The sequence below is a fragment of the Geosporobacter ferrireducens genome, from assembly GCF_001750685.1.
GTDB classification, from domain to species: Bacteria; Bacillota; Clostridia; order Peptostreptococcales; family Thermotaleaceae; genus Geosporobacter; species Geosporobacter ferrireducens.
This window is the reverse complement of the sequence record NZ_CP017269.1, coordinates 653430-666321: the sequence shown is the minus strand read 5'-3', so window position 1 is coordinate 666321 and position 12892 is coordinate 653430. Positions and strand designations below refer to the sequence as shown.

Here is a 12892-nt window from a genome sequence, read left to right as displayed (position 1 = left end):
CAATATAATCATAGCTTAATAAAGGGGGATATGAAAATGGAAAAGGTCTTATATTTTGAAGTTCAAGAGTATAAAGAAAGGCTTCGAAAGACAAGACAGGCAATGAGTGAGAAGGGTATTGACGTTTTAATTGCTACGGATCCTGCTAATATGAACTATATTACAGGATTTGACGGTTGGTCCTTCTATGTTCACCAATGTTTGATCATCATGGCCGATCAGGACCAGCCCATTTGGGTAGGCAGAGGCCAGGATGCAAATGCAGCGAGATTGACAACGTGGTTGACAGAAGAAAATATCAGACCCTATACCGATGATTATGTACAATCTTTAACCAAGCACCCGATGGATTTTGTTGCAGATATTATTAGAGAAAAAGGGTATCAGGATGAGATTATTGGTACGGAAATGGATACTTATTACTATACAGCCAAATGTCAAGAGCGATTGGCATTGGGATTGCCAACTGCAAAGTTTAAAGATGGAACAAACCTGATTAACTGGGTAAGAATCGTCAAATCTGATGCAGAGGTTGAATATATAAGAAAAGCTGCAAAGATTGCTGAAAAAGCAATGGAAGCTGCCTACCATTCTGTTGATCAGGGTATTCGGCAGTGTGATGCTGCTGCCAATGTATATCATGCACAAATCAGTGGGACAAAAGAGTATGGTGGAGACTACTCTGCGATTGTTCCGCTGATGCCAAGTGGTATCAGAACCTCAACACCGCATCTAAGCTGGACCGATGAACCTTATCAGGATGGAGATACGGTGATTCTTGAACTATCGGGATGCTACCGAAGATATCACTGTCCTTTAGCCAGAACTATGATCATTGGTGATGCACCGCAGAAGGTCAGAGACTTAGCTTCCGTTGTTGTTGAGGGAATTAACAATGCATTAGCAGCAATAAAGCCGGGAATTAGCTGTGAAGAAGTGGAGCGTGTTTGGGCAAAAAGTATTGCCAAGAGCGGATTTATTAAAGATTCCCGTATTGGATATTCTATGGGGCTTAACTATCCTCCTGACTGGGGTGAGCATACAGCCAGCTTGAGGCCTGGAGATAAAACGATTTTGCAGCCAAATATGACTTTTCATATGATTCCGGGTATCTGGCTTGAAGATTGCGGTGTAGATATTAGTGAATCCTTTAGGGTAACAGAAAGCGGATGCGAAACCTTTACAAATTATCCTCGAAGATTATTGGTGAAATAGTAGGGGACATGATGATTTAGAAAAGAGGATACAAGACGCACATAGATCCGGAAAAGGTTTCCAAGAAGGGAAATGATCTGGTATCCTCTTTTAAGAAATCCCTACATGCTGATCCTCAGCGAAAAGGAGGGGGAAAGATGAATAAATTTTTTAACAAAACCTTATCTAAATTTGAAGAAATTGTTTTAAGCTACTCGATCATCCTTATGGCCATAGTCTTGATCGGAAGTGTTATCAGCAGATCCTTATTTAACAGCAGCTGGACTTTTGCTGAAGAAGTTGGGCAGTCCCTGGTTATTATTGTGACCTTTATGGGGGTCGGATATGGAGCTAGAAAGGCAAGACACATTAGTATGTCCGCTGTATTTGACCTGCTGAGTGATAAGTACAAAAAAATATTTATGTATGTAATTTCCAGTGTAACATCTGTTTCTATGTTTTATCTTGCGTACCTTGGATTACAGTATACACTAAAGGTACAATCTTTGGGAAGGGTTACGCCGGCACTAAGAATACCTATGTATCTAATTATAGCAGTTGTACCGATCGGGTTCTTTCTAGGCGCTATTGAATATGCCAGAATATTCATCGTAAATATAAAGGAAAAGGATGTATATATATCCAGTGAAATGACCGCCAGAGGCAGTAATGAAGAAACAGAAGAAAGCGTGAGTCTTTGCGCAGGTGGAAAGGATCAGGAGGTGTAAGAATGGTTTCTGTATTAATGAGTATCATGGTTATTTTACTTTTATTGAATTTTCCTATGCTTATACCCATGATTATTGCACCCCTTGTTGTGTTGATTATGTATTTTCCAAACATCAATCCGCTGCTTGCGACACAGCAGATTATTGCAGGGGTGCAACCTTTTGTTCTCTTGGCAGTGCCTATGTTTATTTTTGCGGCCGACATTATGTGTGCGGGGCAAACCGCAAAACGGTTATTAGATTTTGTTGAAACTTTTGTCGGACATATTCATGGGGGTATGAGCATTACGACGGCTGCTACCTGTACGTTGTTTGGAGCCATTTCAGGTTCCACCCAGGCAACCGTCGTTGCCATCGGTAAACCTATGCGCAGCAGACTACTGAATATAGGATATGACGATGAAGATACCATTGGACTGATCATTAGTTCTGCAATTATCGCTTTATTGATTCCACCAAGTATTTCCATGATTATGTATTGTGTGGTGACAGGAGCATCTGTTGGAGATCTATTTATCGCCGGCGTTATTCCTGGGCTGTTAATATTGCTATTCTTTGCAGTTTTTAATTATTTTCATGCAAAAAGAAAAAATATTCCCAGAACGTTAAAACTGAATTGGACAGAAAGAATAAAGGCCATTAGAGAAGCGATGGCACCTCTAGGTTTTCCAATAATTATTTTTGCGGGCATATATTCCGGGTTTTTCAGTCCTACAGAGGCCGCTGCAGTGTCCGTCTTGTACGCAATGATCTTAGAGCTGTTTCTATTTAAAACGATCAAACCAAAGGATTTTCCACAAATTGCACTATCCACAGCTGTTGTAACCGCTGCAGTGTTTATTCTGGTAGCAGCAGGATCCTTGTTCTCATGGGCAATATCTTATGCGAAGATCCCCCAGATGATTACAACTGCACTGCTAGGACCGAGCCCTTCTGCTCTTAAGATTTTAGCGATGGTCACTATATTCTACTTTGTTGGATGTATGTTTGTGGATTCCATTGTGGTCATCATTATCTTAACTCCAATCTTCTATCCATTAGCTGTAAAAGCGGGTATTCATCCAATTCATTTAGGGATCATCATAACATTGCAAGCGGCTATCGGCTCTATTTCTCCGCCCTTTGGGTGTAATATCTTTACAGCCTGTGCCATATTCGATAGACCCTATCTGAAAGTAGTAAAGGGAATACCTCCTTATATGATTATGTTGATTATCATCTCTGTTTTGATCATTATGTTCCCGCAGATTTCTTTGTTGCTAATATCATAAGTGTTAAAAGATTAAAAACTAATTGAAGGTGAAAAATTATGTCGGATATCAAAAAGGAAATAGAATCTTTATATGATGAATTAATCAGATTGCGCAGGGACTTCCACATGCATCCTGAACTGGGATACGAGGAATATCGGACCTCCCAAGTCGTTTATGATTATTTAAAAGAATTGGGCCTAGATGTAAGAAAGGCTGCCAAAACCGGTGTAGTAGGGGTACTTAAAGGCAATGTGGAAGGAAAAACCGTGCTTCTTAGGGCGGACATGGATGCACTGCCCCAAGAAGAAAAGACAGGAGTGTCCTATCAATCAATAAACAAAGGGATTATGCATGCCTGTGGACATGATGGACATATGGCCATGTTATTGATTGCAGCTAAAATTTTATCTAAGCACAAAAACAGTATGAAAGGGAATGTTAAATTTGTTTTTCAGCCCAATGAGGAAGCGGCCGGGGCCTTAGATATGATCCATGAAGGAATTCTGGAAGATCCAAAGGTAGATGCAGCTTTCGGATTACATCTTTGGACACCTATTGAAAGTGGGAAAATCGGCTTGGCTGGCGGACCGGTCATGGCGGCCACTGAGGAGTTTGAGGTAAGTATTATTGGAAAAGCAGGACATACTTCTGCACCGCATACAGCCATAGATCCGGTTTTAGCAGCTGCCAGTGTTGTGCAGGGATTACAATCCATTCAAACCAGGGAAATAGATCCGCTGCTGCCAATTACGATTATGATTGGAAAGATCCATGGCGGCAGTGGGCGGAATATCATCGCAGACCAGGTGGATATCGGAGGAACCATACGATTTTTGTTCAAAAACGAAAAGGTGGAGAAAGATATTCTTTTAAACAAGTTTGAAAGGGTTATAAAAGGAACTTGTGAAGCTTTTGGCGTACAGTACTATCTGAAATATATACCCAGCAATCCATCGCTGATGAATGATGAAAGAATGATGGAATATGTAAGTAGAGGAGCTTCAGAAACCTACGGAACGGATCAAAATGTGATTGCATACCGATGTCTGGCTGGAGAAGATTTTGCAGAATTTACCCATAGAGTACCCAGTGCTTTCTACTTTATTGGTACAGGAAGCGTTGACAAAAACACCCATTATCCCCATCACCACCCGATGTTTAATATTGACGAAGAAACATTGAAGTATGGCGTGGAAATGCATGTAAGAACGGTTTTACACTTTTTAAATGATTAAAAAGTCTGGACTTATCGGCATTCTATAATCAAGAATGTTGAAAAATAAAAAAATAAGAGGGGGATCTTAATGAAAAAGGTTATTTCATTTATTATGCTTATTGTTTTGGTGATGGCATTAACCACTGGCTGTGGGCCGAAACAAACGACAACTGGGGATGCTGGAGATCAAAATAATCAGGAAAGTACTTCGACGGGAGGAACCTACACCTGGAGATTTGCTCATGAGGAGATTGATGGTAGTGTGCAGGATCTATATGTTAAGAAGTTTAAAGAGGTTATAGAAAAGAAATCCAATGGTAGGGTAAACATCGAAATCTATCCTGTGGGGCAGATCGGAGATGCGACACAACAGTGTGAACTATTGCAAAATGGTGGTATAGAATTTGGTATAATATCACCGGGGAATACGGGTACCATTGTTGCTGAAAACCAATTATTCTCACTGCACTTCCTATTTACCGATGATATGGACAAAAATGCAGAAATTTTTAAAACAAGTACAGCCCTTAATGAACTGTTGTCCAATAAATATTTAGAAAAGGATATAAAGGTATTGGCTTATTGGACGGAAGGGGCTATGCAGTGGACTTCCGGCAAAGCGGTAAATACACCTGATAAATGGAAGGGCTTTAAAATGAGAACCATGCCTTCGCCAATGATCGTTGCTGCATATCAGGCATATGGTGCAAATCCAACGCCAGTTCCCTATATGGAAGTTTACAGTGGATTGCAGCTAAACATGATCGAAGGACAAGAGAATCCGCTATTTGCAATCGAAGAGATGAAATTTTACGAGGTGCAAAAGTATTTGACATTGGCCAGCTCAAACCTCTATGTAACAACTACCGCTGTTAATCCAGATTTCTTCAATGGACTGCCAAAAGATATGCAGGATATGATCATGGAGACCGTAGATGAAATAAGAGACTATTCCTTCGACGTACAGGCTGACCTTAATGGTAATGCTTTGGATAAGATCAGGGAAAAGAGCAATATTGAGATCGTTGAACTGACGACAGCAGAAAGAGAAGCTTTTAGAGAGGCAAGTAAGGCAGCCTATGATAAATATGTTAGCATGGTAGGAGCGGCAGGAAAGGAAATCCTGGAAAAGCTTATAGAGGAAGTGAAGGCAATCGAACCGAAATAATATAGAAGAACTAGGAGGTGAATTATGCAAAGCAGCTTAGGAGCTTATCAGCGTGAAAATTTATGCAGTGTAGTTGCTGACTATATAAAAGAAGCCATTTTATCAGGCGTATATAGGGAAGGTGACCATATTCTGGAAACCGAAGTGTCACAAGTACTAGGCATTAGCAGGGCACCGGTGAGAGAAGGCATCAAAGAACTGGAAAAAGAAGGAATCGTAACGATTGTACCGCGCAAAGGAACCTTTGTGACGAGGTTTAGTATTGAAGATATTAAAGAGGTTTTTGATATCAGGCTGCTACTGGAAAATGATATTTTAGAACGATTGATTGGGGAGAATAAGTTATCAGAAAAGGATTTTAAAGCATTAGAAAGCATTGTGGAGGATATGGTTACGATCGTTAATGGCTCTGGAGAATTATTGAAAAAAGCAATTATGCTTAATGGAAAAGATATGGAATTTCATCGATATATATGGCAACAGTCTGGAAGTAAAAGAAGGGTTGAGATTTTGGAAAGGATATTTTTTCAGTTAAGGATGGCAATGATGTATGATACCAATGAAACAGGCAACTTGCTGGTTACGGCAACGGACCATTATGAAATTATTAAACATTTGCGAAGTAAGGATTTAGAAAAATGTAAAAAAGCTTTACGAGATCATATTGTATCATATAAAAAAGGAAGATTTTAACTAAGTTTTGAAAGGTTAAAGGATATTGGTAAAATTAAATAGAATTAGTTTCTTAAATATAGAAAATCTATTATACGGATTGAGGGAGACCTTGATCCCTTTTTTCTGTTCAGGTAGATAATCTTTTGGAAAAGAAAAAAACATTATAGAAAAACACAGATAATATATGTAAATGGAGCGTATTGACAGATAGCTTTTAAAGACTGATGGTTTAATGTGAATTAAGAGATGCTCTATAGAAAAAACAATAAATCCTATATATAGAAAATCATTTCGAAATATAGAAAAAAGTATTGCGCTATTCTTCCAAATGTTGTAGAATAATCTCAAAGAGTTGAAGAATCTTTATAAAGATAGGGGGACTAACAAATGGCAATGAAGAATATTGAAAAATTCGTAACGGAGAAAATGAACTTTCCGTTAAAAGACAGATACGATCTGCCTGCATCAAAAGTAACATTTGAGGGTGGGGCGCACTACAGAATGGAGATCGCAGGTATAGAAAATGCGGAAAACTTTGAAGTATTGGTCAAGGAATCCGGAAAAAGAAACCTGCCGATCCACAGAATCATAGGCACTGTAGGAGGATCAGCGCTGCTGGAATATGAAGAATTAAAATATTATGCTCAAATTGGTGCAGAAAACAAGATTGAAGTAATGATCAATCCGGTACCTACCCGAGCTTGGGACCTGGGAAGACAGTACACTACGCCGGAAGGCTATGTATCCGGAATGAGAATAAGAGGCCAGGACAATCTACATATGTGGTTAAAAGAATTTGACCGCTGCTTAGAAGCAGGAATTAGAGGATTTTTGATTTGTGATGAGGGGCTCCTGTATCTGGTAAATCAAATGAGGAAAGAAGGCGTTATTCCACAGGATGTAAAATTCAAAGTATCGGTTTTTGCCGGACATGCCAATGCCGTTGGAGCTAAATTGCTGTCAGAGTTAGGGGCAGATAGCTTTAATCCGCTGGCAGATTTATCACTGCCCATGCTTGCATCCATCAGAAGTGTCGTAGACATGCCATTGGATGTCTATATGAGTATAGTTGATTCCATGGGAGGCCATCAAAGAAATATACAAGCAGATGAGATTGCAAGAATATGTGGTCCGGTATACTTTAAGTTTGAACCGGGAAAGAGCGAAGCTGATTTATATAATGCTTGGAGAGATCCAAGCTATCTGAACTTCTTAATCAAGGAAAAGATTAGATTTGCTTCCATAGCAAAAGAATGGTGTGATAGGAGTCCATATACATTAGTATTTAACGACTATAGGGAAGACCTTTCTATTCCTAGGCCATAGTTTTTTCAGACATTGATTTAGCCCTTGGACTGTCCCAAAGGATGGGAAGATTGAGGAAGGATTTCAAGGAAGGGAAAGTGAAAGGAACAGGGAGAGGGATCATTTGTGATCTCTCTCCCTGTTCCTATGTAAGGGTCTGTTCTTCGTCCATATACTCCTTTATTTTTCGATACGCTGTGGCTTGGCTGATTTCCAGGATTTCAGCTACCTTATAGCTGCTTTTGTATTTTTTATAGGCCATTTGAATCAGTTTTTTTTCTATTCCTCTTTTTGCTTCTTCCAATGGGGTGATTTTTTCTATAAAGTCTGAATTTGTACTATAATGATCATATAAATGAAAACTAAAAATGTTGGATTTATTAGTGTCTTTTTCAATAAGCTCTGAAGGGTTGGTGACTACCAGGCGTTCTACGGTGTTTTCCAGTTCACGCACATTGCCGGGCCAGTCGTATGATAACATCATATTTAATATACTTTTTCCAATTTTCACATTTTTACTATATTTTGTATTATATTTATCCAGGAAAAATGCAACCATAGGGATAATGTCTGCGTGTCTTTCTCTCAAGGATGGAAGATTAATAGGAATGACATTTAAACGATAGAATAAATCTAAACGGAATTTACCTCTCTTTACCATTTCCTGTAAATCCTTATTTGTTGCGGCTATAATTCTGACATCAATATCGATAGGTTTAATTCCTCCTACACGGTTAATTTGTCTTTCCTGAATAACCTGCAGCAATTTAACCTGCAGCTGCATTGGCATTTCACCTATTTCATCTAGGAAAAGAGTGCCTTTATTTGCCAGCTCAATTAATCCCGGCTTTCCGCCTTTCTTAGCACCGGTAAAAGCACCTGCTTCATAACCTAATAGTTCAGATTCCAGTAAGGATTCAGGAATTGCACCACAATTAATCTCTATCATTCTTTCTTTTTTTCTTATGCCGTTATGGTGCAAATATCTTGCGATAACTCCTTTTCCTACACCGGATTCACCGGTGATCAGTAGAGTGGAGTCTATATTTTTCAATTCATTTGTCAGCTGCATGATTCTTTTCATGCTTTCGCTTTCGTAGATAATCTTTACATCCTCAGCTTTTGCTTGTATGACATTTCTTTCTTTTTGTTTTGCATAATACTGATTGATGATATTTAACTCTTTAAAATCTATAGAGTTAATGATGATTCTAAATATGTTTCCGTTTTCATCATAGATGGGTATGCCTGTAACCAGAGCTTCTTTGCCGTTTTGCAATTTCTGAATGATAGAAATCTTACGTTTCTCTTTCAAAATCAGAACACCGACGGATGGATTATAGGCACCTTTTTCTTCCATTTCTTTTACGTTCTTTCCTGTAACCTCTTCCTTTTTTATATCTGTAATATTTTCGAATTCTTTATTGACTCTTACGGTATTACCTTTTCCGTCTAAAATAACAAATGCATTGGGTGAGTTTTCAAATGCCTGATCCAGTTCTTTGTTCCAAAGATTTATTTGATCCAAATGATCAATTAATTCAGTTATCGTTAACTTCTTATCATCAAAAATATATTCATGACCATGGTTTTCTGCTTTCTTTTTCTCTTTTCTAAAGGTATAGATTCTTTTCTTTATTTCTGCATAAAAACAGGCCAGCACAACTTCATTTGTTATGATTCCCTTTGCTTCTTTATTTTTATCTCCTACAATAATATGCATCGTTGGGGTTTCTTTCAATATATTTGCTATTTTGTCTAAAGGGCAGCTGTTTTCCACAAAGCAAACATGGTCATTTACAATATCTTTAATGCTTTCCGTCAAGTGTCGTCCGCAAAGATATGCATCTAATAATTCATTTTGAGTAATGATCCCTTTTATTTTTTCATTTTCATAAACTACAGCATATTTTGCAGTCTCTTCTCTAAATGTCTTTATCATATCGCCTATCGTTATATTTGAGTGAATATTTTTAACACTGAAGGGTTTTAGGTTTCTTGCGATCAAAACGTATACCTCCCTTAGTTTGCTGCATTTCCGTATGATACATATATTCTCCAAAGATGATGCTATTCCTCTTTTGTTAAAGAGACAGGTAATCCTAGAAAACTGTCGAAATAAGTAAATATCAGTGGTTTGAAGAATAATTCATAAGTGAATTATTCATTCACTTATGAATTGTCTGAATACAAAGCCAAATAAAGAATGAAGAGAAAAATAATTCATTGTTGAATTAAATGTATTATAGATCTGTGACTGAGAAAGCTTACTTATCCATCCAAGACCGTAGGGGCAGACACAAGGGCTGTCCCCAGGAAAATCTTTCTTTAAAGAATTTTTTATTTTTGGAATAGATCTTGCTTTATTGTTTATTGCAGGTGGCGAAAGGAGCGTATGATATGGACAATGTAAAACAGCAAGTATTAAAAATGATTGAAAACAGTAAAAATGAAATCATTACAAGGGTACAAGAGATTGTCAGGTATCCTAGTGTCACGGGAGAAGAAAAAGATGCGCAGGCCTATGTTTCGAGAATGCTTAAAGAATTATCTTTTTATGTAGATATATGGGAGCCTACGATGGATGAAATGGAGATAAATCCGGATTTTTTAGCAGCTAGAGATCATTTTGACGGGAGCCCGAATGTTGTGGGTGTGTTAAAAGGAAAAGGAGGAGGAAAATCAATTCTATTAAATGGACATGTAGATGTTGTGCCTGAAGGAGATAATGATTGGGATGATAGTCCGTGGAGCGGTAAATTGGAGGATGGAAAAATATACGGACGTGGAGCCTCAGATATGAAAGGCGGCATCATTGCCAATATCATGGCAGTAAAGGCAATCATAGCTTCTGGAATAAAACTAAAAGGGGATGTGATTATAGAGAGCGTAATCGGAGAAGAAACAGGAGGTGGAGGAACTTTATCAGCGATTAGCAGAGGTTATAAAGCGAATGGAGCTATTGTTTCCGAGCCGACCGATTTACAGGTATGTCCGGTGTCGATGGGGGCTATGTGGTTTAGAATAACAGTAAAAGGATTGGCAGCCCATGCAGGAACTTCATACTTAGGAATTAATGCAATCAGTAAGGCCAGCAAAATCATACAAAAGTTGGATGAGTTTGAAGCAAGAAGAGTTAAACTTAAAAAACATGAGTTGTACCAGCATATGGCAGTTCCATTTGCTGTGAATATTGGAACGATTAAAGGGGGCGTATTTCCGACGAGTGTACCGGATGAGGTAATCATAGAAGGAAGAATGGGTGTTTCACCCGATGAGGAAATACGGGAAGCACGCAAAGATCTGGAAGATGCAGTATATGAAGTTTCGGAGAAAGATAACTGGCTAAAAGAACATATGCCTAAAATCGAGTGGTATGGTTTCTGTATCAGTTCCGGTGGCGTAGATAGAGATCATGCCATTGTAAAAGCTATAAATGATAATTACAAATATGTTAAAGGGAGTGAGCCGGTTGTAGTTGGAACACCTTGGGGAACGGATGCAGGCGCTTTAAATAGGTATGGCAATACACCTACGGTTATTTTTGGACCGGGACCTGGAGAAACAGCCCATAAAGCAAATGAATACGTGGAAGTGGAGAAATTGATGGAGGCGACGAAAGTCATTGCATGTACTATATTAGACTGGTGCGGATATGAACAGTAGAGGTTAATCAATAGAAGTTAATAAATAAAAGGGTGGGATAACATGTATAAAAAACCATGCAGTATTTTTAATGAAGTTTTTGGACCGGTTATGATTGGGCCATCAAGTTCACATACAGCCGGACCAGCGCGAATCGGAAAAGTCGCAAATATGCTGTTGGATGACGAAGTAGAAGAAATTGAAATTATATTTGACTGCAATGGGTCATATGCAGCAACCTACAAAGCACAAGGTTCTAACTATGGATTTATCGGAGGCGTGTTAGGAATCGACGTGTCTGATGAAAACATTAAACAGTCCCTTAAAACTGCAGAAGAAAAGAACGTAAAAGTGACCTTTAAAATAGAAAACATAGAGGGTGATATACATCCCAATTTTGCCAGAATGAACATTACAGGAAAAAGCGGTAAACAAATAAGCATTGAGACAGCTTCAACCGGTGGCGGGATGTTTGAGATAACAAAATATGATACTTTTCCCTTGTCTTTAAAGGGTGACTGTATTGACATTCTTGTAATGGCAGAAAAAATGGAAGTTTTGGCAGAAATAAAGATATTACTTGAAAAATCGAATATGGATTATGAAATCAGAACGGAAGAAGATGAAAATAAGATTCTAATAGATATCAAATTAGACAGGGAAATATCTCATGAAATACTAAAGCAATTTAAGGGTTTGCCTGGGGTACTCCTCGTAAAATACATAAAGCCTGTCTTGCCTGTGGTAAAGAAAAACCTTTGCAGCGTTCCTTTTATGAATGCTGAAGAAGCGCTTGAATATTCAAAAACGAAGAGCAGTACCCTATGGGAACTGGCATGCGATTATGAAGAAGCAATTAGCGGTAAAGGCAGAAATGAAATTATTGAAATGATGATCCACATCGTGAGGGTTATGAGAGCATCTGCACTGAAAGGGATTGAGGGAAATTTTGAGAAGCGGGGCTTTTTAACCTCAAAGGCAGGGATTATTGACAAAAATATGAGAAAAGAAAATGCAAAGATGGTTGATATGGGAATGTTAAACAAAGTTATGGTATGGGCAACTGCCGTAATGGAGTACGACATTTGCAGAGGGAAAATTGTTGCGGCACCGACCGGCGGTTCTTGCGGAGTTATTCCGGGAGCGATTGTTGCTGTTGGAGATCAAATGGAATTATCCGATGAAGCGATAGCAAAAGGGCTATTAGCCTCTGGGATGATTGGTGTTTTTATTGATCATCAGGCAACTTTTGCTGCAGAAGTATGTGGATGCCAGGCTGAGAATGGTGCTGCCAGCAGTATGGCAGCAGCAGGAGTTGTTCAATTACTGGGCGGAAGTGTTGAAGAAGGATTTTCTTCAGCTTCATTGGCTTTACAAAACATTCTTGGGCTGATTTGTGATCCTGTAGCAGGTGTTGGCAATATACCTTGCGTTAGCAGGAATCCTATGGCAGCAGTAAATGGAATTCTTTCTGCGAATATGGTGTTGAATGGATTTGATCCCTATATACCTCTGGATGAAACCATCAACGCCATGATGGAGGTAGGGCGTTTAATGCCTAGAGAGCATAGGTGCACCGGCTTAGGCGGATTATGCATCACAAAATCTGCAGGCAGGGCATTAGAGGAATTCAACGCAAACTGCAGTGTATAACAGCTGGTAAATATAAAGGCATAATGTCTTTAAATAAACCAGCAGAAAAATGAAG

10 protein-coding genes are annotated in these 12892 nt (G+C 38.7%); 9 read left to right on the top strand and 1 reads right to left on the bottom strand.

Annotated features, from left to right (window positions below; genetic code table 11):
- The first annotated feature begins 36 nt into the window (after positions 1-36).
- The 7 genes from Gferi_RS03415 to Gferi_RS03385 all read left to right on the top strand — a co-directional run bounded on the left by Gferi_RS03415 (position 37) and on the right by Gferi_RS03385 (position 7560).
- The gene (locus Gferi_RS03415; protein WP_069974283.1) at positions 37-1215 is read left to right on the top strand and encodes a M24 family metallopeptidase; all 1179 of its coding nucleotides are present in this window, start codon (positions 37-39) and stop codon (positions 1213-1215) included.
- A 137-nt stretch (positions 1216-1352) separates the two neighbouring features.
- Entirely contained in the window at positions 1353-1922 is a 570-nt protein-coding gene (locus Gferi_RS03410; RefSeq protein ID WP_069974282.1) for a TRAP transporter small permease, read from the top strand.
- Between the two features lie 2 nt (positions 1923-1924).
- On the top strand, positions 1925-3193 hold the full coding sequence (locus Gferi_RS03405; protein WP_069974281.1) for a TRAP transporter large permease: 1269 nt from the start codon (positions 1925-1927) through the stop codon (positions 3191-3193).
- A 38-nt stretch (positions 3194-3231) separates the two neighbouring features.
- Positions 3232-4410 (top strand): M20 metallopeptidase family protein, encoded by a 1179-nt coding sequence (locus Gferi_RS03400; protein WP_069974280.1) that lies wholly within the window; start codon positions 3232-3234, stop codon positions 4408-4410.
- A gap of 69 nt (positions 4411-4479) precedes the next feature.
- On the top strand, positions 4480-5559 hold the full coding sequence (locus Gferi_RS03395; RefSeq protein ID WP_069974279.1) for a TRAP transporter substrate-binding protein: 1080 nt from the start codon (positions 4480-4482) through the stop codon (positions 5557-5559).
- 24 nt (positions 5560-5583) lie between these two features.
- Complete coding sequence (locus Gferi_RS03390) at positions 5584-6252, top strand: GntR family transcriptional regulator (protein WP_069974278.1); 669 nt, start codon at positions 5584-5586, stop codon at positions 6250-6252.
- 369 nt (positions 6253-6621) lie between these two features.
- Positions 6622-7560 carry a hypothetical protein gene (locus Gferi_RS03385; RefSeq protein ID WP_069974277.1) on the top strand — a complete coding sequence of 313 codons (939 nt, stop codon included), beginning with the start codon at positions 6622-6624 and terminating at the stop codon, positions 7558-7560.
- A gap of 124 nt (positions 7561-7684) precedes the next feature.
- Here the strand turns inward: Gferi_RS03385 and Gferi_RS03380 are convergent, their stop codons facing one another.
- On the bottom strand, positions 7685-9547 hold the full coding sequence (locus Gferi_RS03380) for a sigma 54-interacting transcriptional regulator (protein ID WP_069974276.1): 1863 nt from the start codon (positions 9545-9547) through the stop codon (positions 7685-7687).
- A gap of 392 nt (positions 9548-9939) precedes the next feature.
- On the opposite strand from Gferi_RS03380, the gene Gferi_RS03375 reads away from it, so the two are divergent.
- Together Gferi_RS03375 and Gferi_RS03370 are read left to right on the top strand one after the other, a co-directional pair.
- The gene (locus Gferi_RS03375; RefSeq protein WP_069974275.1) at positions 9940-11205 is read left to right on the top strand and encodes a peptidase; all 1266 of its coding nucleotides are present in this window, start codon (positions 9940-9942) and stop codon (positions 11203-11205) included.
- 42 nt (positions 11206-11247) lie between these two features.
- Positions 11248-12837, top strand: a complete 1590-nt coding sequence (locus Gferi_RS03370) for an L-serine ammonia-lyase, iron-sulfur-dependent, subunit alpha (protein WP_069974274.1) — start codon at positions 11248-11250, stop codon at positions 12835-12837.
- Positions 12838-12892: the final 55 nt, after the last annotated feature.